Below are 22910 nucleotides of genomic sequence, written 5' to 3'. Positions count from 1 at the left end.
TCCATTTTTTCAATCGGCAGTAACCGCTTTCTTTTTTTTGAATTGTTTAACGTACGCATAACCTGTGAAGCTAAATACGAAGATGGAAATAATCGTGAGTGTCAGGACGAGATTTTCTTCAACCCATGGTATATTTCCGAGTAAAAAGCCGCCGCCAAGCCATACAACGGTCCAAAGTACGGCCCCCATGAAGTTATAGCGTAAAAATGTCCCATACGAAAAGCCCGAATATCCGCATATAAACGGTGTCATTGTCCGCATCAACGGCACAAACCTTGAAAACGTAATGGCAATCCGGTCGTAGTCTTCCAGGAATTTCAGTGCTTTTTCAGTAGTTTCCTCTGATAAAAAACGCATGAACAGATTGCGCTTCGGCGGAATTTTCCGTATCGATTTTCCGATAAGGTAGTTGCTGCTGTCGGCAAGCGTTGTCGCAACGATGAAGATGATCAGCAATGTCAGAAAATCAAGCTTATCGATCGCTGCCAATGTCCCGCTTGTGAACACCGTACTATCCCCGGGTAAAAATGTTAAAATTACAAAGGCCGTTTTCGTGAAAACAACCGCAAACAGCAAAATATAAATATACAGTCCGAGCTCTTTTATGTAATAAAATATGACCTGGTCGATTTCCCGTAAAAATTGAATGATGTCAAGTAGCATAAGTAGTTCTCCCATCAAGAGGATGATTAAATTCAAGTATAGCGGATGTTGGCAAAATATTGTTATAAAAAGTGCTGAGTAAAAAAATTAAAAGAGGTGATGGAAATGAGTTTGACGAAACGCCCTAAGATCAAGATTCCGAAAACGAAATCCGAATGGCTGATGGATCTTATCGGGTATATCGCATTGGCAATCATGTTCGCTGTACTATTCGTGAACTGGAGCGAACTGCCTAAAGAAATACCTGCCCACTTTGACGGCAGCGGCAATGTCGACCGGTGGGGCTCTAAATGGGAGCTGTTAATATTACCGGGCATCGGGATTGCCATGCATTTCTTTTTAATGATTTTGGAAAAATTCCCTGAAACGCACAACTATCCGGAACGCTTCAATGAATCCAATGCCGAGGTCTTTTACAGAAATAGTCGCCAAACATTAAATTATATGCGTAACATCATCAATATATTATTCGCCTACATCGTATACCGCATCATGATGATTGCTTTAGAAGAAGCAACAACGATCGGCTGGCCGTTTTTCGTCATTTTGGCAGCGCTGTTTATTGTACTCATTTGGAAGATGGTTAAGATATTTAAGATCAGGTAAAGCAGAATTTCTTTCGAATACCGGAAGCATCTCATAAAGGAGGTGCTTTTTTCATGAAAAACTTTAAATTAAATTACATATTTTTGATTTTCATTCGTCTATAGAAGTAAGAGAGGTGATGGACATGGATTTCGACGAGCTTTATGAGCAGGAGTTCCGCAAGACGTATCAATACATACGCTACATGGTATCGAATGCACAAGTAGCCGAAGATTTAACGCAGGATACGTTTGTGCGGATTTATAAAACGGATTTGACCAAAGTGACCAATTTCCAGACTTATACGAGGCAAGTCGCCCGGAATCTTGTTTATGACTATTACCGGAAGAGAGCATTAATTAAGTGGCTTCCATTTACAATTGCCCCGGAGCAGCAGGATTTTCACTACGTTCCGCATGATTGGCTCATTCAGGAAGAAGACCGGAAACGATTGTACGAGGCACTGCAAAAGTTAAAGCCGGTCCAACGCGAAGTTATTATTTACCGGAAAATCGAGGAGCTTTCGATTCAGGAAACGTGCGACATTATGGGGTTAACTTCGATGAAAGTCGCAAATACACAGCGAAGTGCGATGCTGGCATTGCAGAAAATTTTAGGAGGTGAAATCGATGAAGCTTGACGATCGCTTAAAACAGTTAAATGAATTCCCTGAAAATGAGGCATTAAAAAAATCCATCTATTACAACATCCATAAAAAGCCTGTCAAAAGACGCAATCCTTTGAAAACATTCCGTGAACTAGGTGTGATGGCGGCGATTTGTTTCATTGGTCTGTTTTTACTGTTCACCTCGAACAATCTTAATAATCAGGCAGCATCCGGTGAGATCGTGAAAATTACTTCCTATGAAAATAACGGAGAAAAGGGGTTTCGGGGCAGAGCATCGACATTTTTCATTGGGGTTGAAAATGTGACGACAGATGAAATGGTTACTTTATTCGAAAACATTTCAGCGCTTCCAGCTGTCATGGCTCCTCCGAATAGCGATGAGCATTATGACATTGTTGTGTTGTATAGAAACGGTGAACAGAGAAAATTTGAATTGGCATGGAACTATTTGTATGACGTGACGAATGATGCGTACTATCCCGGGCATGAACAATATCCGTCCGCTGTTTTATCTGACCTGGAAAATGCACATGACCGACTACAATTTCCTTCTATATTTATTGGTCTAGGCATTTTAGTGATGATTCTGGTGGCCTCCAGCTACTATAGCCGCCGACAAATTGAACTGCCGAAAAAAATACGCGGAATGGGTATTGCTATGACTATTTACTTGATCGTTGTGGCGATTATGGGATATTACTATTTTATAATCGGACCGTTTTACAAGCCCTTGGTTCTCCTTTTATTGTTTGTATATGGATTCAGCATGTGGTGGCTCATAAAAAGAGAAGTGACAAACTTGAACATATTGAAAGTGGAAAAGTACAAAATCCTATTTATTGTGCTATGGTTCCTTATTTGGATAGGCATGGCATAATAATAAAAATGAAGGCCGTTTTCGTAAAGAGTTACTTCTCACAAAAAAACTAATTTTGATTATTTTAGCCACCTTTGTTTCAAAATCATTACGATATTAATACCTGACAAAAGAAATAACAAAGGTAAAAACAAAGAAGATAGGAAAACGTAAGGAAACATTGCCGAATTTGCGTTAAATCCATCAAATAACATGCCTAAAATAAATGGAACTATGGAAAATATTGTTGAAACAACTGTTATTATTATCGAAGCCCCTTTGTACTTTTTTTTGAGAAATAGTGGGGAAACTAGGTTTATTAACATTGCGGCAACGATTAGTATTAACATTCAAACAACTCCAATTTTTAATAAAATTAATGTATTTTCAATATATTCCACTTTCCCTTTGAAAGCAATATACTTAGCGAAAACAACCAAAATGAAAATGCATGGCCCTTCATAAAGAAGCGGCCTTTTTTTGTTTATCAACTTATAAAAGGAATTTAAGAAAATTTAGCAGGTAACTATTGTACCATTGCACATGAACACAATGAATACAGTATGATTGCCCATTTTAAGCAGGATTCGATTTGTGTGAAAACAGGAGATAAAGTGAAGGCAGGTCAACTGCTCGGATTATGCGGGAATCCGGGCAATTCCTCGGAAGCACATATCCATTTTCAAGTGATGGATCATCCGGATTTTCTGCAGGCAAAATCGCTGCGGATTCAGTTTCATGGGGGAGCAGAACCCATTCAGGGGGATTTTGTACTGCCGAACTCAGCAAGCACGGCAGAATCCGGCACGTTTGATAAAATTGAAAACTCTTTAACAGCTGGTGAACTGCTGTTATTAATTCCCCGAATTATTGGGCAGTTTTTTAAATAGTGTATGCAGTCAAAAATGTAGTACAGCTCTGCTTGATAGAGGACCTGTGCTATGTTTATTTTTTTCTAAGGAAAGACCATCCGTCATGAACAACTAACGAATAATCTATCTTATGAAATTCTTATCCATTCGCCGAACGAAGAAAAGGAGGGATAAACTAGCATTAAAATGATATAATGTAGAAAAATATGGAATTGGAGGCTGATAGTGATGCAAATGATTTTAAACAATTCACAGAAGCTTACACAGGTTTTGTCAGCGAAATTGTTGCAGCATTTAGAAATACTTCAATTTTCTACTAACGAATTAGAGCAATACATTTATGAAAAGGCAAATGAGAACCCGCTGCTTTCTGTTATCGACGCAAAGGTAAAAGGAAATTATGAGGAAATAATGAAACTGGCAAGGAGTTCAATCAGCACGCAGTTTTCACCCTTGCATGGATCGGGAAAAGAGCAATTTAATATTATTGAAAAAACACTCGCGGAAAAAGTAAGCTATGAACTTTTTCTTATGGAACAGGTTCCGGTGCATAGTAATTTATCCGAAACGGATTTGAAAATTTTAACTTTTTTGATCCGGTCTTTAGATGATCGGTTATTTTTAGAAACGGATCTAGAATTTGTATCCGAAAAATTTAATACGAGTATGGTTCATGTCGAGGCGATATTAAATTTGCTCCAAACTTTTGAGCCAGTCGGAGTTGGCGCCCGCAACTATACAGAGTATTTGTTGATTCAGATTAATCGTGACCCGTCTGCTCCGGAAATGGCAGTCAAATTTATCAATGATGATTTAAAATTGGTCGCAGCACAGGCATTCAAAAGGTTAAGTAAAAAATATAAAATGCCACTTCAAGAGGTACAACAGACTGTTACTTACATTAAAAATTTGAACCCGATGATTGCAGGAGATAAAGTGGAAGCCATTCCGTATATCATACCGGATTTAACGGTCAAAAATATTGAAGGTGAATGGATCATCAAATTAAACCGTCACTATTTGCCATCTGTTACAATTGATGAATCCTATGTGAAACTGCTTAAAAACGATGCGAACAATCAAACTTATTACCGAGATTCAATAAAAGATGCGCTTGCATTAATGGAGGGCATTGAACAGCGGGATAAGACCCTGTACGATTTGGCTCGATTGCTCGTACAAATTCAGGAAGATTTTTTTGCAAAAGGAATGGATTTAATCAAACCGATGCGTTTAAAGGATGTATCTGAAGTACTTGGTGTGCACGAATCAACAGTCAGCAGGGCTATCCGAGGAAAATATATTCAAACACCGCATGGAATTTATGCTTTGCAGTCCTTGTTTACAAAAGGGTTAACGAATGCTTCAGGCAAAATGGATTCCGTAACGTATATTAAGAAACGGATAAAAGAACTGGTTGAAGAAGAAGACAAAAATAAACCATTATCGGATCAGCAAATGACTAATATTCTTTGTAAGGAAGGAATTCAAATCTCCAGACGAACCGTCGCAAAATACCGGGAAGAATTGAGAATTGTCAATTCAGCTAATCGTACTTGCGGATAGATGATGCAATATGTAGCAAGTTGATGCTAAAAATACAATAATGGAATTTTTTTATTTAACTTAATTTAACTGAATTTTTAAAATTCGGCATGAAAATTGCTCCTTGTAAAGTAGACATTGAATTAGAGGAAGGGGTTTATAAATGTCAGCATTCAAACACTGAGGGGTGAATAAATGGGCACTTTACAAAAATCATTAAAAACGCGTCATATTACGATGATCTCAATCGGAGGAGTCATAGGGACAGGGCTATTTGTAGGAACCGGTAAAAATATTTTAAGTACGGGTCCTGCAGCTGTTGTATCATATGCAATTGCATGTATGCTGATTGTCCTGATTATGCAAATGGTTGGGGAAATGGCGACAGGTGAACTTGCACTAGGGAAAAGTAGAGGCAGTTCTGCAGAGCTCGGTTCATTTGCTTCCTATGCGGGAAGGTATATTGGTCCATGGGCAGGATTTACAGTAGGCTGGCTATACTGGGCAAGCTGGGTGTTTATTGTTGGGCTGGAAGCGGCGCTAATTGGAGGTATATTGCATAACTGGTTCCCGGTTATTCCGGTCTGGGTTGGCGGTGTAGGGATTACCTTACTAATGACAGTCGTTAATATTTATTCTGTCAAGTCATTCGGTGAATTTGAATATTGGCTGTCGTTCATTAAAGTCACGGCTATTATTGTATTTTTACTTGTTGGTCTTTTAATGATTGTTGGTTTATGGCCAAATTATGAGTCGAGAAGTTTAGAACTATTAACATCGTACGGCGGATTTGCTCCAAATGGAATTGTCCCTGTTGCGACAGCGATTGTATTCGTAATCTTCTCTATTTGTGGTGCTGAGGTTGCAGCGATAGCAGCGGCAGAATCTGAAAATCCGGCGAAAAATATTGTACGTGCCATCCGGAACGTTGTATTCCGTCTAGGATTATTCTTTGTCGGATCTGTAGCTATTATGATTCTGATTGTTCCGTGGAACGACACGGCTATGCTAGCAGCACCTTATGCAAATATTTTAACGTTGGCCGGATTACCGGTTGCAGCACAAATCATTCAGATTGTTATTTTTATTTCTCTAATTTCTGTATTGAATTCGGCTTTATATACGAGTTCGCGTATGTTGCTTGAAATGTCGCGTCAAGGTGATGCACCGAAAATGTTCTCACAAATTAAAAATAAGCGTGGTGCACCGGTACATGCCATTATTGGCAGTACAGTTGTCGCCTATATTTGTGCACTAATGTATTTCGTTTCACCGGAAGTGATCTTTTACTTTTTAGGAAACAGTGTCGGGGGGTTAATGATTGTTGTTTATATTTTCATTGCCATTTCGCAAATCCGTTTCCGTCGCCACTATGAAAAAGTCTCGAATGAGCCGCTTGCGATAAAAATGTGGCTGTTTCCGTATTTATCTTATATTACAATCGGTGTTTTGGCAGTCGTTTATTTATGCCAGATGTTAATTGAATCTTTACGCTCCCAATTTTACTTGAGCACATTAGTATTGATAGGTTCGGTTTGTTTATTTTTTGTCATGCGAAAGTTCTCTGTCAAATCGGCTGTACAGAAAGAAAAAGCAGAGGAAATAGAGGAGAACTTACTATCCGAATAGAATAGGTGAAGAATACCCTTAGATACAGGCTGTCTAAGGGTATTTTAGAGAGGATGTGACCATTATGCCAATAGTAGGGTTCCATAAAGGAGAGCATTTTTTTGTAGTTAAAAACGGTGAAATTATAGCAAAAAGCGAAATACAGCCGGACTTAATCGAAAATATTATCAACGAATATAAAAATGAAAAAGAATTATTTGAGGTAGATGGCTATTTTGTACAAGTACTGGAGTCGGTACAGGGGGATTTATTTAATGTGCGGTCATTAAAACAGTTCAGCGACAGCGATTTTATGAATCCGCTTTCGACTAAAGTGTTAAACTCCATCTCCGACGGCATTACAATTTGTGATCGCCAAGGCAAAATTTTGTTTCAGAATAAAAGCGATATTGAAATTGTCGGCATTGATCTAATGGGAAGATATGCGAAAGATGCAATGGCAGAGGGATTGATGAGTGATTCCATTTCGATGAAAGTGATTGAATCCAAAGAAAAAGTAACGATTTTGCAGACGTTTATTAATGGCAAGTGCTTTTTAGTAACGGGAAAGCCGATATTCGATGAGGCAGGGGAACTGCAATATGTAGTTGCCATTACCCGTGATATGACCGAACTGAAAATATTGGAACAAGAAGTGCAGAAGCTGGAAATACAAAATGAAAATTTTAAAAACAAATTGCAGGCGATACATACAAAAGAAACGAATATTATTTCGATGTCCTGTGCCATGGAACAAGTAGTAGATCGCGCGATGAGAGTAGCAGAAGTGGACTCTACTGTATTAATCAGTGGTGAGTCGGGAGTAGGGAAAGAAGAAATTACAAAGCTCATCCATACATCCAGCAGGCGCAGTGAAAAGCAATTATTAACGATTAACTGCAGTGCGATACCGGATACATTATTGGAATCGGAACTTTTTGGTTACGAAGCAGGTGCCTTTACTGGTGCCATTAAAGGTGGAAAAGCAGGGCTGTTTGAAATTGCTTCAGGCGGTACAGTGTTTTTAGATGAAATTGGCGAAATGCCCTTGCTGTTACAGGTGAAATTATTGCGCGTGTTGCAGGAATGCGAGGTTCAGCGCATCGGCAGCGGAAAGCCGATTCCGATAGATGTACGGATTATAGCCGCAACAAACAGAAACTTGGCAGAAATGGTAAAGCAGGGCAGTTTCCGGGAAGATTTGTATTACCGCTTGAATATTATTCCTATAGAAGTCCCGCCGTTAAGACAGCGCCGGGAAGATATTATTCCGCTTGTAAATCATTTTCTAGCATTAATTAATAAAAAATATGGCATCCACCGGACGATTAAAAAAGACGCATTGAAAATCTTTAAGGCATATGACTGGCCCGGTAATGTCCGGCAGCTCAAAAATATCGTAGAACGGATTTGCCTGCTTGCTGTTCAGCCGGAAATAACTGTGAACATGGTAAAACAGGAATTGGACAGCAATCCGGATATTGTGCATATTTTAAAAAATCAGCACGATGAGAACTTTGAAACTAAACAAACTGTGCATCCCAAGTTTGCGGGGACGCTGAAAGAACAAGTGGCTCTATTTGAAAAACAGCTGATTAAACAAGCATTATCTGAACATCCAAGCATTCGTGAAACAGCTAAGTCTCTCGGGTGTGATCAGTCAACATTAGTCCGGAAAATACAAAAATATCAGTTGACACGCAATATTTCGTATGAAGATAGATGATGCGTTTTTGCATCAAATTTGCAGTTCTGAATTTAAAATGTATAAATAAATAAAATGTATGATGTTATACAACTTTGTTGAAAAAATACAAATCATATATATAGAAAAGCCAAAAAAATATAACAGCTAAGACATCACTTATCATCTAGTGATGTCTTTTAGTTGAAAGATTTATATTTTATTCCCTTCAAATAAAAGTTGGCACGAGAATTGCTCATTAGTAGGTGTAGGTAAATAAATCGAAATGAGGGGAACTATTTATGACAATTCAGTTAAAAGAAACATTAAAAGTATTGGATCAGAAACATTTTCTCCACCCGACATCTTCTATTGAACAACAGCAAGCTGATGGACCGGCTGCAATTTTTACTGAAGGTGAGGGAATTTATTTAAAAGATATGGAAGGCAAAGTGTATATTGACGGGATGTCTTCTTTATGGAATGTCAATGTTGGACATGGCCGTGAAGAAATCGCGGAAGCGGCAAAGGAGCAGATGGGAAAGTTGGCATTCAGTTCGTGTTTTGCAACGTTTAGTAATGAACCGGCCATTCGCTTAGCGTCCAAAATTGCATCGATGGCCCCTGGAAATTTAAACACAGTATTCTTCACGTCTGGCGGTTCAGAGTCTAATGACACAGCGATTAAATTAGCACGTCATTACTGGGTACTGAAAGGTCAGCCACAGCGCCAGACAATTATTTCACGTACACAGTCTTACCATGGAGTAGCAATGGGAGCAACAAATGCAACTGGGTTAAAAGCATTCCGTGACTTTACTAATTCACATGCACCTGGCTTCCATTATGTCTACAATCAGTCTGCACGTAATTTACGAGACACAATTGAACAGCTAGGACCTGAAACAGTTGCAGCGTTCATGTCAGAGCCAGTACAAGGAGCAGGTGGAGTAAATATCGCCCAGGAAAATTATTTTAAAGAAGTCCGTGAAATTTGTGATGAGTACGGCATTTTATTTATTGCGGATGAAGTAATCACTGGTTTCGGTCGTACAGGTAAATTATTCGGCATGCAGCATTACGATGTAGTTCCGGATATGATTACATTCGCAAAAGGCGTATCAAGCGGCTATGCACAACTTGGCGGCGTTGTCATTTCGGAAAATATTCACCAGGATTTATGTGAGCTGTCGAAAGGGACATTAATGCATGGCTATACTTACAGCGGCCATGCAATGGCATGTGCAGTCGGGTTGAAAAATATTGAAATTATTGAACGTGAAAACCTTGTGGAAAATGCAGCAAAAATGGGTGAAGCAATGCTGGAGGGCTTCCGTGTTCTACAGGATAAATACAGTTTTATCGGCCGTGTGCGCACACTCGGTTTACTTGGAGCGATTGAGTTAGTAAAAAGCCGCGAGACGGGTGAACTGTTCGACACATTACTAAGCCCGATTTTTGTACAGGAAACGATGAAAAGAGGTTTAATCTTGCGAACGGTTACGTATGAACAAGATACGATTGTGTTTGCGCCCCCACTAATTTTATCGCAAGCAGAATTGAACGAAATATTAAGAATTTTAGACGAGACATTTGAATTTGTGCGTAAAAATATTGTGGAGAAAGAAGGCTAAGCGAATGATTATCGGGATTCCAAAGGAAATAAAAAATAATGAATACCGTGTCGGAATGACTCCCGGAGGTGTTTTTGAACTTCAAAAAAGTGGTCATAGCATAAAGGTGGAGACGGGTGCAGGCTTAGCAAGCGGATTTACAGATGAAGCCTATACAGAAGTCGGTGCAGAAATTGTGGCGACTGCTGAAGAAGCTTGGAATGCTGAAATGGTTATTAAAGTAAAAGAACCATTACAACAGGAATTTCATTTCTTTAAGAAAAATTTAATTTTGTTCACCTATTTACATTTGGCGCCAGAACCTGAATTAACGAAACAGCTTATTGAAAAAGAAGTGACTGCGATTGCTTATGAAACAATCCAGCTTCCAAATGGTACATTACCTTTATTAACGCCAATGAGCGAAGTGGCAGGACGTATGGCTGTACAACTAGGTGCGCATTTCCTTGAAAAACATGAAGGCGGAAAAGGAACGCTTTTAGGTGGTGTTCCGGGAGTATCCCCAGCAAAAGTCGTAATTATTGGTGGTGGTATCGTCGGGACAAATGCTGCGAAAATGGCGGTAGGAGCTGGAGCCGATGTGACGATTTTGGATACGAATGTTGATCGACTGCGTCAATTAGATGATCAGTTTGCAGGTCGATTAAAAACACGTATGTCCAATAGTTTCAACATTTCGGAGGAAGTAAAGACAGCGGATTTATTAATAGGTGCCGTGCTGATTCCGGGGGCACGTGCACCACGTTTAGTAACAGAAAGTATGGTAAAGACGATGTCAAAAGGCTCTGTAATTATCGATGTTGCGGTGGATCAGGGCGGTTCAATTGAAACTGTCGACCGGATTACAACACATAGCGAGCCTGTTTATGTAAAGCATGGCGTATTACATTATGCCGTTTCAAATATACCGGGTGCCGTGGCAAGGACGTCAACGATTGCATTAACAAATGTCACATTACCGTATGCACTTCAAATTGCAAACAAAGGCTTTGAAAAAGCTGTGATTGAAAACGATGCATTAGCAAAAGGATTGAATACCGTAACCGGAAAAGTTACGTATGAAGCAGTTGCCCACGCTCACAACCTGCCGTATTCGCCTTTAAAAGAAGTACTACAAACTGTGTCTATTTAAGGAGGAATTTTATGACAACCATTATTAGAGAAATCCGTGAACAATTCAATCCAGCCAATCCGGCTGAATGTATCGGCCAAGTTGAACTTCTGACGGTAGACGAAACGAAAGCAGTCGTTGCATCAGCACATCAGGCATTTGAGGAATGGAAAAATAAATCTTCTGTTGCTCGCGGCGAAATTTTGCGTGTGATGGCGGATTTACTGGAAGAAGAAATAGATCTTGTAGCGGAAACAGCTTCGCGTGAAATGGGAAAAACAAAAAATGAAATGATCGGAGAAGTAAAGCGTGGTGCTTCGATTTTACGTTACTATGCCCAGGAAGGGATGCGGGCAACAGGTGAAGTACTGCCTTCAGCCAGTGAAGATAAGATTTTGTATACGAAGCGTGTACCGCTTGGCGTAATTGCAGCAATTACTCCTTGGAATTTCCCTGTAGCCATTCCGCTGTGGAAAATGGCACCAGCCTTAGTTTACGGAAATACTGTAGTTTGGAAGCCTTCAGTTGAAGCAGCATTGACCGGAAAGCTGCTAGGCGAATTATTTGAACGGGCTGGATTCCCGAAATCCGTCGTCAATGTTGTACAGGGGCGCGGTTCAAAAGTCGGGCAAGTTTTATTGGAAGCCCCTGAAGTAAAGGCAATAACATTTACAGGTTCAAATGGCGTCGGACAAAGTATTTTAAATACAGCCGGATCGACAAACAAAAAAATTCAGCTGGAGCTTGGCGGGAAAAATGCGGCGATTATTTTAGCGGACGCCGATTTAAAATCAGCAGCAAAATTGACAATCGAAGGTGCGATGAAACAGACGGGTCAGCGCTGCACAGCCACAAGCCGTGTTTATATCGAACAGGCGGTTTATGAAGAAGTACTGGCGTTATTAATTGAAGAAACGAAGAAAATTGAAGTTGGTGTAACGATGGGACCTGTTGTTTCACAAGGACAATATGAAAATATTTTAGCGGCAATAGAAAAGGCGAAATCTGAAGGCGCAGAACTTATTTACGGTGGTGAACCGGCTCCAAATGAAACAGAGGGCTACTATATTCAGCCGACGATTTTTAAAAATGTGACTCATGAAATGGCAATTGCACGCGAAGAAATTTTCGGGCCGGTGCTGGCTGTCGTAAAAGTGAAAGATTACGAGGAAGCAATTCAATTATCGAATGATTCGGAGTTTGGATTAAGTGCTTCAATCTATACTGAAAATATCCAAAAAGCGTTTGATTTTATTAAGCGCAGTGAAGTAGGGCTTGTCCAGGTAAATGATGAAACAGGCGGAGCAGAACCACAAGCCCCGTTTGGCGGTGTGAAAAATTCTAGTACAGGTGCCCGTGAACAAGGTCAGGCGGCGAAAGAATTTTTCACGACAATGAAAACCGTTACGATCAATATGAAATAGCAGGTTTTTTTATCTGACTATTCACTTAATTTAATTATAAAAACGACCAATACTGTCCGGTTCATTACAATAAACTTCCTTATGAAAGAAGGTATCTCTATGACACATACTCGTTTAGCTATTGATGTTGGTGGAACTTTTACAGATGTTTTTGTATTTAACGAAAATACGGGAGAAGTGTTTGTAACGAAAACATCTTCTACACCATCAAACCCGGAAGAAGGCATTATTAATGGAATTGAGAAGGCCCGATTAGACGGCAAGGATATAAAAATATTTTCTCATGGCACTACAGTAGGCACGAATGCGCTGATTGAACGGAAGTTACCGAAAACAGCACTGATCACAACAAAAGGCTTTCGGGATGTAACTGAAATTCGACGTGGTACAAAAGAAGACATATGGGATACGTATAAAGATACAGCAAAACCTTATATTCAACGGCGTGATCGATTTGAGGTCACGGAACGGACAGATTATGAAGGCAATATTTTAGAAGCAATTCAGGAGGACGAAATTCGCGCATTAGCAAAAAAGCTGAAACGCAGAAATACCGAATCTATTGCCGTCTGCTTTATTAATGCCTATGTTAATGGAGAAAATGAAGCAAAAGTAAAGGAAATTTTAAAAGAGGAACTGCCGGATGTCTATGTTTGTATATCCAGTGAAGTCTTGCCGGAAATTTTTGAACATGAACGGATGAGCACGACGATTATTAATGCCGTTCTAGGACCGATTATGAGCAGATATATTAGTAAGTTAAGCGATGAAATGCAGAAAAAAGGCTATGAAGAGGAAATTTTAGTACTGCATTCAGGCGGCGGGGTAATGACGTCGAGTACAGTTCCTCGTTATGCTGCAAGATTAGCAAGCTCAGGGATTGCTGCAGGAGCGATTGCAAGTAAACATATTGCCAAATTATGCGGATTTGATAATGCGATCGGTTTGGATATGGGCGGAACGAGTACCGACATCTCCTTAATGTTCGAGGGAGATATTCGCATTACAAAAGACTGGTCGATTGAATACGGTTATCCGATAGGGTTCCCGAGTATTGAAATATTAACGATTGGAGCAGGTGGGGGCAGCCTTGCATGGAAAGATGAAGGCGGATCATTACGAAACGGACCACAAAGCGCCGGTGCTGCACCAGGCCCTGCTTGTTATGGTCGTGGAGGAACAGAACCAACCAACTCAGATGCGAATTTAGTGTTAGGCCGTTTAGGTGTTAATTTACTGGATGGCACAATGCAACTGGATAAATCTGCTGCAACTCAGGCAGTGAAGTCCATTGCGGATGAATTTAACCAGTCTGTTGAAGAAGCCGCAAATGCGATTATCCAAGTGGCCAACGCCAATATGAGCGATGCCGTTCGATTAATTTCGGTACGTCGAGGGTATGACCCGCGTGATTTTGCTCTCGTAGCATTCGGTGGTGCAGGACCATTGCACGGTGCTTATTTAGCAAAAGATTTAAATATCCCGAAAGTAATTATCCCGACACATCCGGGCGTCGCTGCTGCAATGGGTTGTCTGCTCGTTGATGTGCGTCATGATATTTCAAAAACGTACGTGAAAAAAGTGACGGATGTATCAGTTGAAGAGTTAACTGAACAGTTCAGCGAGTTGAGAACTGAGGCGAAAGCGCTGCTGGAAGAAGAGGGGATTTCCGAAGAAACTTCAACGTTGATGAACTATATTGACCTTCGCTATAAGGGGCAATGGCGATCATTGGCTGTAGTTGTTCCGGATGAATTGACTTCATTAGAAGATGTACTGGCTGCTTTCCATAAAGAACATGAACGTGAATTTGCTTTCTCTGATCCTGAACAGACGGTGGAAATTTACGGATTGCGTGTAACAGCCATTGGAACGGTGCCAAAACCGGAATTTCTGCAATATGAACAAGAAGGAACGTTAGAAGATGCTTATAAAGAGACACGTCCTGTTTATTTCGAAGGGGAATTTGTCGATACGAAAGTATATCACCGCGATAAAATTCCGGTCTACACACAAATACAAGGTCCGGCAATCGTAGATCAGTTAGATACGACGACAGTAATCCCACCAGGATTTACGGCGGAAGTAGATGTCTATAAAAATATCATTATTACGGTGAACGAATAAACGATAAGGAGGATGAAGTCTATGAGTACAATGAAATTAGCAGAACATAATCAAGTGCAAAATCTAGATCCCGTAACATTTGAAGTGTTGAAAAACGGGTTTGTCAATCTGGTCGATCAGATGGCAGAGCAAATGTTGCGTACATGTTATTCGTTTGTGATTTATAACCGTGATTTTAGTTGTGCACTATGTGATGCCGATGGAAATACGGTCATGCAAGGGACACAGGATATTTCGGTTCATGTAGGAACATTGCATTTAACAGCGAAGGCAGTTTTGGAAGATTTTGCGGACGATATCCACCCGGGTGACGTTTTTTTAGTAAATGATCCTTATCGTGGAGGGACACATTTCAGTGATGTCCGAGTCGTTTTACCCGTATTTCATGGAGAAAAGCTTATTGCCCTGATGCAAACGAACGGGCACTGGGCAGATGTCGGTGGTTCAAACCCTGGATCTTTCGATATTACAGCGAAAGAACATTTCGGCGAAGGATTGCGGATTCCGCCTGTACGGATATACAGTAAAGGCCAATACTTAAAAGATATTGTCAATATTATCGTAAAAAATATGCGTATTCCGGAAGAACGAATTGGAGATTTACGTTCGCAAGTGGAAGCCGCAAAAGTTGGCGAAAAGCAATTAAATGAGATGATTGACAAGTACGGAATTGATACGGTTTTATTAGCTTTCGAAGAAGTACAAAATTATGTGGAGCGTTTAATGAAGGCAAAAATTGCGGTTTTGCCTAAAGGGGAATGGGAAACCGTGGATTATATTGATATGGACCCGCAGCTTGGGGATGGTCTAATTCCGATACGTGTGAAAATGACGATAACGGACGATGAAATTTTATATGATTTAAGCGGATCGCACCCGTACATTAGCTGCTTTTTAAATGCCGGTTTTGGTTCGGCACTTTCGGGAACTTATGCAGGGACCAAGACATTCTTCCCGGACATTCCGTTAAACTCGGGCTTCTATCGGGTCGTAAAAACGTATCTCCCTGAAAATACCGTAGTCAATGCACCAAGTCCGGTGGCGGTATCGGGCTACTGTTCGGGGTCGTTTGAAAAAATCATGAATGCGTGCTTTGAATTATGGTCCAACATCATGCCGGAACGTGCAATTGCTTGTTCCTTTAACTTAGAGTATTTATTAATTGGCGGTTATGATAAACGACAAAATGGCAGTGAGTACTTTATGTGGTACGACTGGATGGCGGGCGGTCATGGTGGCCGTATTGACCGAGACGGCGCAAATACAACTTCACCGGTTTTCGGGGTCGGGTTAAGTGTTCAACCTTGTGAAGGTCAGGAACGGCTGTCACCGGTTATTACGACGAAGCACCAAATCATAACCGATTCTGCAGGTCCGGGTAAATATCGCGGGGGCTGCGGTGTTGAAAAGGGCGGTATGTTAACAGATATAAATAATACGGTCATGTCCTATTGCTGTGACCGCTCACGCTCGATTACATGGGGCATCAAAGGGGGATTACCTTCTATTCCACAAGGGGCCATCCTTAATCCGAATCAAAGTGATGAAGAGTTTTTAGGGACTATCTTCTCCAATGTAGAAGTGAAAAAAGGTGATTCATTTACACGACCATCTGCAGGCGGCGGCGGTTTAGGCGACCCGTTAGAACGCGATATTCATGCAGTTTTGGAAGATGTGATTGATGAGTATGTATCGATTGAGCGTGCAAAGCTTGATTACGGCGTAATAATTTATGAAATTGACCGGGATATTGACGCGTTTGAAGTGGATTACGAAGCAACATCAAAAGAGCGTGAATATATTCGTAATAACCGCCGTCAATGGCTGGAATTGGACCCTCTTGAGGTTGAACGCATGTACAATGCTGGAGAAATTAATCAAATGGATGTCGTTCGCCGGCATGGAGTAATTATGGATTATAATACGAATAAAGTTTTACCGGTTTCGACTATGCAATACAGAGAAGAGATGAAAAAACGTTCTCTTGCTTTTTGGGCATAGGAAGCGGGAAGCTTACGAAACCCCTATGCAGGACTAATTCTGCATAGGGGTTTTATGAGGTTTGAGCCGCGTTCATCCATCTGCGCGAATTCTTCAATTTCCGCTTCAGTAAAAGGGACGTCGTATATGCGTGAAGGATCATCCTGCTTCTGCAAATAGCCCTTTTTTAAAGCGAGGTAAATCCAGTAAGCACCGAAGTTTTCTTCGTGTTACATCATTTCCAGTAAAAGTTCGTACACCGTTTTTACATGCATTACTCGTCACTCCCAGTTGAAATATGCCCGGTGATCTTATTATAGAGAGTAGTGGCAGTACCGGTTGGACCATTCCGATTTTTTGCAACAATAAGTTCAAGACGATCGGGCGCATTTGAATCGATCTCTTCCGGGTCCTTATAATAGGAGTTCCTGTAAAGCAGAATGATAATATCGGCATCTTGTTCAATCGAACCGGAATCGCGCAGGTCGCTCATGACCGGGCGCTTGTTGCTGCGGGTTTCGACATTGCGGTTGAGCTGGGCCAGACAAACGACTGGGCAGTCAAATTCTCTGGCCATCTGCTTTAGCGCGCGGCTGATTTTGCTCATCGCGATTGCCGAATAGTCAAAGTCATCATCTGCTTGGATAATCTGCAAGTAGTCGATGAAAATGATCGGTGTCTTATCGGGATGCTGGCGGATAATCCGGCGTGCCTGGCTGCGGATTTGCGCAACCGTCAAGCCGCTTCGGTCATCAATATGCACATTTGACTTATTTACCCGTTCCAGCACATGCAGCCATTCTGCTTTTTGATTGTCATTAAAAAGCATTTTCGGGTTGCGCATCTTCAATCGGGAGTAATTGCCCGTTGTTGCGATGAGCCGGTCAAGTAAAATCGTTTTAGTCATTTCCAGCGAAAATACAATCGGCAAATGTCCTTGCCACCCGGCATTGAGGGCTAAGTTGTTCATGACATCCGTTTTCCCCATTGAAGGACGTGCTGCGATAATCGTCAGCTCTCCCGGACGAAACCCGTCGATCAATAGGCCGAGCTCCTTTATATGCGGCACGACCATTCCTTCTGTCTCGACATCCTCATATGGCCGGTTATGCATTTCGACTAAATCCTGGGTGATCGACGTATCGGTCACAGTGGCTTCAAGTTGTGTATTGTCCAGCCGCTCAATAATTTTCTGAATCGACCAATCCCCCTCAGCAGCCTGAAACAGGATCTGCTGTTTTTGCCGTTCGCGCCAAACTTCACGCAATACCTGTATATAATCATCAAACTTTTCTGCATCGGCAAACTTGAGCAGCTCTGTCAAATAGGAAACGCCGATCGTCTGAATTTCTTCAAAGCGGGCACTTAATGTCAGGTAATCGGCAGGACGACCCTCTGCTGCCAATTGCTGCATCAACTTAAATAATTGGCGATGATGCTGCCCGTAAAACATTTCGGGCTTTAACTGGCTGTCCAAAATCAAATAATTCTCCTCAAGCATCGTTGCTAAAATGCTTTGCTCCAAATATTCCTTTTTAATCAAAACGTTTCACCTGCCTCATAATCAAGTACTACCGGCTTTGGCACGTATTCAAGCGGTGCTTTTCTTGCATGGGCATTATTGAGATAGCTTTCAAAATTGACCGGACGGAACAATGTCATCGGGCGTAAATATTTTTGCATTTGCACGTCATGGCGCCAGCATTTCACTTGCTCGTCAATCACCGTATAGCATTCCTCGACCGTATAACCTAAATTTAAAATGGTGTTCACTAACCTGTAATTGGCAGGTGCCTGGTCATTGAAATTCTTATTGGCCTTCTTGTTTAAATAGTGAATAATATCCGACACGGCTTCTTGCCGGGCCTTCTTTTTATCATTTTGTGATGCCTCGATCGGCAAGCTGCCTTGCATCGCCAGTTCATTGTTACCGGCTTCTTCCGCATCAAGCAATTTTTGCAGCTGCGTGTAATCAATCCGGTACCATTTCGAGCGGTCCGTTGAAAAGCGGTTAAATTTTCTTGTTGAAATAATGAGCTTTCGCTGTTCAAGCTTTAAAAGGAGCCGGCCAATTTTCGCGGCATTCCAGTAAGTATGCTGCTTGGTCCATTGGTGATGGGTTTGACAGTACCAGAAATGTCCTACCTTTTTCTTTCCTTGATGCTTTAGACGGTAATGCAGCTGCTGGAGTATGGCTGCTTCCTCGATGCCTACAATATTTGCCAAGCGTTGTGAATAGTACATTTGATGACCTTCTACTACAAAATTCATGTTTTCCAACCTCCAATTGTTCGTTTGCCTTATATATGTCATTGAAAAACGGATTTGGGGACAAGATTGAAAAACTTTTTTTGGAAATGGAACTTATCAGGAGGAAGGAATCGTATGTCAGTCAGGAAATCCATTCGTCGTGTGACAGCACGACAATACTTTTTATAATTATTAAAAGAGAATACTAAATCTTTAAGAGCACCTGGAAATTGTTTTTCCGGAACACTGAATTTTGCACATTCATGACAACAAAACAGCGGAATTGCAATCATTAAAATTAAGAATAAAAGTAGCCTGTTTTTTTAGGGTGTATAGAAGAAGGAGAATTACTGCTTTTTCGTATGGAATATTTGTGGTTCGCAAAACAGTAGACACATGGGATTTTTTGCAATAAACATTTCTCTTGGTAGCTGATGCAATATCTACTATAATTAGAAATCGATTGGGTATGCAGTGGAGGTGTCTATACAGGTGATACAATTACAGCAAGTCACAAAAAAATTTGGTTCTTTCGTCGCTGTGCAGGATGTGACGTTAACGATTGCTAAAGGGGAAATTCACGGATTGATCGGGGCGAGCGGTGCAGGAAAATCAACATTGCTGCGTCTGATGAACTTGCTGGAAGTTCCGGACAGTGGAGCTGTCGTCATCAATGGTCAGCAACTAACCGCTTTAAAAAATACGGAACTTCGTGAAGCGAGAAAATCAATCGGGATGATCTTCCAGCATTTTCACCTCGTCGCAAATAAAACCGTCCATGATAATGTGGAAATTGCCCTTGTCCTGGCAAACTATCCGAAAGAGCTGCGGAAAGCGCGTGTACTCGAATGCCTGAAGTTTGTCGGGCTGGAACAGTTTGCAGGTCAATATCCGGCCCAGCTGAGCGGCGGGCAAAAGCAGCGTGTGGCGATTGCAAGAGCACTTGCGAACGAAACGGCGGTGCTGCTCTGTGATGAGCCAACCTCTGCGCTCGATGCCAACACCTCTGCGGAAATATTGCGTGTTTTACAGAAGGTCAATGTAGAGCTCGGTGTGACGATTGTGCTTGTCAGCCATGAACTTGAAGTCGTTAAAAGCATTTGCCATCGTGCTACTGTACTGGATGCAGGGCAAATATACGAAACGGTTGAGTTAACACCTGGTGGCATACTTGAAACGAGCCATCATCCGCAAAGCTTTGTCGATCAGCTTGTGAAAGGTGGGGTCGGACATGCCTGATGTGTTACGTCAATATGAAGCCGAAATTTGGCGGGCGATCAGTGAAACATTTTTCATGGTCGGTGTGTCAATTGTGGCTGCGGTATTAATCGGATTACCAATCGGTACATATTTATTTCTTTGTGGAAAAGAAAAGTTGCTTGAAAACCGTGTCGTTTATAACATACTAAACTTGGCGGTGAATACGATCCGTTCGTTTCCATTCCTGCTGCTAGTCGTCTTCTTGATTCCCTTTACAAGGCTCATTGTCGGTACGGCAATCGGTACTGTTGCGGCAACCGTTCCGTTATCGATTATTGCCATTGCCCATTATGCAAGGCTTGTCGAACAGTCACTGCTCGATGTGCCAAAAGGTGTAATTGAGGCTGCTGTTTCAATGGGTGCTTCAGTCCGGCGGGTTATTTTCAGCTTTCTTTTTGTGGAAGCGCGTTCAGGCCTGGTACTCGGCTTGACGACTTCGATTGTCAGCTTCATTTCTTATTCTACAATAATGGGTGTCGTTGGCGGAGGGGGAATCGGTGACTTTGCGATTCGTTACGGTTATCAGCAATTCAAGACAGATCTAATGCTTTACATGATTTTCATTATGATTGTTTTGGTGCAGCTTATTCAAATGATTGGTACGACTGCAGCAAGATGGTTGGACAAAAGATAGGAGAATGATTGTGAAAAAAAGATGGATGTTAAGTGTAGCGGCAGTACTTGCTTTAGTAGGCTGCGGACAGAATGAAGAAACAGAAACGAACAAAGAAGTGGAAAAGGAAGAGACAACGTTAAAAGTTGCATCATTAATTTCACCGATGACAGATATTTTAGAACTTGTCGAGCCTAAATTGGAAGAACAGGGCATTGATCTGGAAATTGTCGTATTAGGTGATAATGTACAGCCAAACAGTGCACTGGCTGCAAAAGAAGTGGATGCAAACTTCTTCCAGCACGTGCCGTATATGGAGGAATTCAACCGAAACAATGACGCAAATTTAGTACCGATTCAGCCGATTTACTTTGCGAACTACGGTGTATATGCTAAAAATTACGATTCAATCGAAGAGTTGCCTGAAGGGGCTACAGTTGCGATTGCCAACGATATTTCAAATGTGGACCGTTCGTTAATGCTGCTTGCTCAGCACGGTGTCATTACATTGAAGGAAAAAACGGATGTGTATTATACATTGGCAAGCGTGGAGGACAATCCGAAAAATCTTCAGTTTAAAGAAGTCGATTTGTTAATGTTAGCGCGTATGTACGATGATGCAGATGCAGTTGTTATGACACCTGCGTATGCGGCACCGCTTAACTTAACACCGAAAAGTGATGCGCTGCTGACTGAAGGCGTGGAAAACGACTTTGCCATTACTTTAGTAGCACGTGAAGACAACAAAGACGACGAAGCAATTAAAAAGCTTGCAGAAGCGATGACAAGTGAAGAAGTGCGTAACTTCCTGACAGAAAACTACGACGAAACAGCAACACCAGCATTTGAATAACTAAATTGATCAATGCCGAAACGCGGTTCGACTATGCGTTTCGGCTTTTTTTATTAAAAATGCTCTGAATCAAAGCAGCTTTTTGACCGGTATGCCTAATTTTGTTACCCTTTATTTGTAAACATTTGAAGGGGTGGTCAAGATGGCAGAAAATTTTAAAGCATTAGTCGTCAATAATGAAGAACAATTTACAGTGGACGTGAAGGAACTTTCCTTAAATGATTTACCTGAAGGAGACGTGCTGCTTAAAGTTGAGTATTCTTCTATTAATTATAAAGATAGTTTAGCAGCAATTCCGGATGGCAACATTGTGAAAAGCTATCCATTTGTACCGGGCATTGACTTGGCAGGAACGGTCATTTCATCGGAAAACCCGCAATTTAAAGAAGGCGACAAAGTGATTGCGACAAGCTATGAAATTGGTGTTTCTCATTTTGGCGGATACAGTGAATATGCACGAATCCCATCTGAGTGGCTTGTTCCGCTGCCGGAAGGACTTTCATTAAAAGAAGCGATGGTCATAGGTACAGCCGGCTTTACCGCAGCTTTATCAGTTCAGCGACTGGAAGAAAATAATGTAACGCCTGATAAGGGAAAAGTGCTAGTAACTGGTTCTACAGGCGGAGTTGGAAGTTTTGCCGTTTCGATTCTGTCAAAGCTTGGCTATGAAGTAGAAGCGAGTACTGGGAAAGAATCGGAACACGGGTTTTTAAAAAGCCTTGGTGCGACTTCGATCGTTCCGCGTGAAGAAGTATATGACGGTAAAGTTCGCGCATTAGGAAAACAAAAATGGGCAGCTGCGGTCGATCCTGTTGGTGGTGAGCCATTAGCATCATTACTTAGTCAAATTCATTACGGCGGATCTGTGGCAGTCAGCGGATTAACTGCAGGTACAAAACTTCCGTCAACGGTCTTCCCGTTTATTTTACGCGGTGTCAACTTACTAGGGATTGATTCTGTATATTGCCCGATGGATACAAGATTGAAGGTTTGGAACCGTTTAGCAACAGATTTCAAACCGGATAACTTGGAGCAATTAATTCAGCAAGAAATTACGCTTGAGCAACTTCCGGAAGCACTGCCAACACTTTTAAAAGGCCAGGCAAAAGGTAGAACAATCGTAAAGCTAGGATGATTTCTGAGTTGGAACTCTAAATTGTTTGGAATGGACGCACTTCTTCATTAAGGAGTGCGTTATTTTGATTTCCGGTAAAGTC

Annotated in this window: 18 protein-coding genes and 1 pseudogene; 16 read left to right on the top strand and 3 right to left on the bottom strand. The window is 41.3% G+C overall.

Features of this window, described 5'->3' with window-relative positions:
* Positions 1 to 9 precede the first annotated feature (9 nt).
* Positions 10 to 663 (bottom strand): DedA family protein, encoded by a 654-nt coding sequence (locus MKX73_RS18020; RefSeq protein ID WP_340718645.1) that lies wholly within the window; start codon positions 661 to 663, stop codon positions 10 to 12.
* Positions 664 to 768: 105 nt separating this feature from the next.
* On the opposite strand from MKX73_RS18020, the gene MKX73_RS18015 reads away from it, so the two are divergent.
* From MKX73_RS18015 to MKX73_RS17960, 12 genes and pseudogenes are all read left to right on the top strand, one after another.
* Positions 769 to 1269 carry a DUF1648 domain-containing protein gene (locus tag MKX73_RS18015; RefSeq protein WP_340718644.1) on the top strand — a complete coding sequence of 167 codons (501 nt, stop codon included), beginning with the start codon at positions 769 to 771 and terminating at the stop codon, positions 1267 to 1269.
* Positions 1270 to 1393: 124 nt separating this feature from the next.
* Positions 1394 to 1888 carry an RNA polymerase sigma factor gene (locus MKX73_RS18010; protein ID WP_340718643.1) on the top strand — a complete coding sequence of 165 codons (495 nt, stop codon included), beginning with the start codon at positions 1394 to 1396 and terminating at the stop codon, positions 1886 to 1888.
* Positions 1878 to 2753 carry a dehydrogenase gene (locus MKX73_RS18005; protein WP_340718642.1) on the top strand — a complete coding sequence of 292 codons (876 nt, stop codon included), beginning with the start codon at positions 1878 to 1880 and terminating at the stop codon, positions 2751 to 2753. Before MKX73_RS18010 ends, MKX73_RS18005 begins: the two co-directional genes overlap by 11 nt.
* Before the next feature lie 509 nt (positions 2754 to 3262).
* Positions 3263 to 3622: pseudogene (locus tag MKX73_RS18000) on the top strand (M23 family metallopeptidase); the annotation flags it as partial.
* A 210-nt stretch (positions 3623 to 3832) separates the two neighbouring features.
* The gene (rpoN, locus tag MKX73_RS17995; RefSeq protein WP_340718938.1) at positions 3833 to 5170 is read left to right on the top strand and encodes an RNA polymerase factor sigma-54; all 1338 of its coding nucleotides are present in this window, start codon (positions 3833 to 3835) and stop codon (positions 5168 to 5170) included.
* Between the two features lie 174 nt (positions 5171 to 5344).
* Positions 5345 to 6778 (top strand): amino acid permease, encoded by a 1434-nt coding sequence (locus MKX73_RS17990; protein WP_340718641.1) that lies wholly within the window; start codon positions 5345 to 5347, stop codon positions 6776 to 6778.
* Positions 6779 to 6842: 64 nt separating this feature from the next.
* Positions 6843 to 8483, top strand: a complete 1641-nt coding sequence (locus MKX73_RS17985) for a sigma-54 interaction domain-containing protein (protein WP_340718640.1) — start codon at positions 6843 to 6845, stop codon at positions 8481 to 8483.
* Positions 8484 to 8743: 260 nt separating this feature from the next.
* Positions 8744 to 10075, top strand: a complete 1332-nt coding sequence (locus tag MKX73_RS17980; RefSeq protein WP_340718639.1) for an aminotransferase family protein — start codon at positions 8744 to 8746, stop codon at positions 10073 to 10075.
* A 4-nt stretch (positions 10076 to 10079) separates the two neighbouring features.
* Positions 10080 to 11207: an alanine dehydrogenase gene (ald, locus tag MKX73_RS17975; protein ID WP_340718638.1), complete on the top strand. Its 1128-nt coding sequence runs from the start codon at positions 10080 to 10082 to the stop codon at positions 11205 to 11207.
* 11 nt (positions 11208 to 11218) lie between these two features.
* Positions 11219 to 12610, top strand: coding sequence for an aldehyde dehydrogenase family protein (locus MKX73_RS17970; RefSeq protein ID WP_340718637.1), 1392 nt, complete (start codon positions 11219 to 11221; stop codon positions 12608 to 12610).
* A 99-nt stretch (positions 12611 to 12709) separates the two neighbouring features.
* The gene (locus MKX73_RS17965; RefSeq protein ID WP_340718636.1) at positions 12710 to 14737 is read left to right on the top strand and encodes a hydantoinase/oxoprolinase family protein; all 2028 of its coding nucleotides are present in this window, start codon (positions 12710 to 12712) and stop codon (positions 14735 to 14737) included.
* A 21-nt stretch (positions 14738 to 14758) separates the two neighbouring features.
* Positions 14759 to 16738, top strand: a complete 1980-nt coding sequence (locus tag MKX73_RS17960; protein ID WP_340718635.1) for a hydantoinase B/oxoprolinase family protein — start codon at positions 14759 to 14761, stop codon at positions 16736 to 16738.
* Positions 16739 to 16991: 253 nt separating this feature from the next.
* Here MKX73_RS17960 and MKX73_RS17955 read toward each other — a convergent pair whose 3' ends face one another.
* Both MKX73_RS17955 and MKX73_RS17950 read right to left on the bottom strand, forming a co-directional pair.
* Positions 16992 to 18260, bottom strand: coding sequence for a replicative DNA helicase (locus tag MKX73_RS17955; protein WP_340718634.1), 1269 nt, complete (start codon positions 18258 to 18260; stop codon positions 16992 to 16994).
* Entirely contained in the window at positions 18257 to 18988 is a 732-nt protein-coding gene (locus MKX73_RS17950; protein ID WP_340718633.1) for a conserved phage C-terminal domain-containing protein, read from the bottom strand. The genes MKX73_RS17955 and MKX73_RS17950 overlap by 4 nt, the downstream gene beginning before the upstream one ends.
* A gap of 471 nt (positions 18989 to 19459) precedes the next feature.
* Between MKX73_RS17950 and MKX73_RS17945 the strand changes: the two genes are divergently transcribed.
* The 4 genes from MKX73_RS17945 to MKX73_RS17930 all read left to right on the top strand — a co-directional run bounded on the left by MKX73_RS17945 (position 19460) and on the right by MKX73_RS17930 (position 22828).
* Entirely contained in the window at positions 19460 to 20206 is a 747-nt protein-coding gene (locus tag MKX73_RS17945; protein ID WP_340718632.1) for a methionine ABC transporter ATP-binding protein, read from the top strand.
* Complete coding sequence (locus MKX73_RS17940; RefSeq protein ID WP_340718631.1) at positions 20199 to 20861, top strand: methionine ABC transporter permease; 663 nt, start codon at positions 20199 to 20201, stop codon at positions 20859 to 20861. Before MKX73_RS17945 ends, MKX73_RS17940 begins: the two co-directional genes overlap by 8 nt.
* 10 nt (positions 20862 to 20871) lie before the next feature.
* Positions 20872 to 21693, top strand: a complete 822-nt coding sequence (locus MKX73_RS17935; RefSeq protein WP_340718630.1) for a MetQ/NlpA family ABC transporter substrate-binding protein — start codon at positions 20872 to 20874, stop codon at positions 21691 to 21693.
* 142 nt (positions 21694 to 21835) lie between these two features.
* Positions 21836 to 22828, top strand: coding sequence for an NADPH:quinone oxidoreductase family protein (locus MKX73_RS17930; protein WP_340718629.1), 993 nt, complete (start codon positions 21836 to 21838; stop codon positions 22826 to 22828).
* Positions 22829 to 22910: the final 82 nt, after the last annotated feature.

It is taken from the genome of Solibacillus sp. FSL W7-1436 (assembly GCF_038007305.1).
Lineage (GTDB): Bacteria > Bacillota > Bacilli > Bacillales_A > Planococcaceae > Solibacillus.
This window is presented reverse-complemented; position numbering and strand designations above follow the sequence as displayed.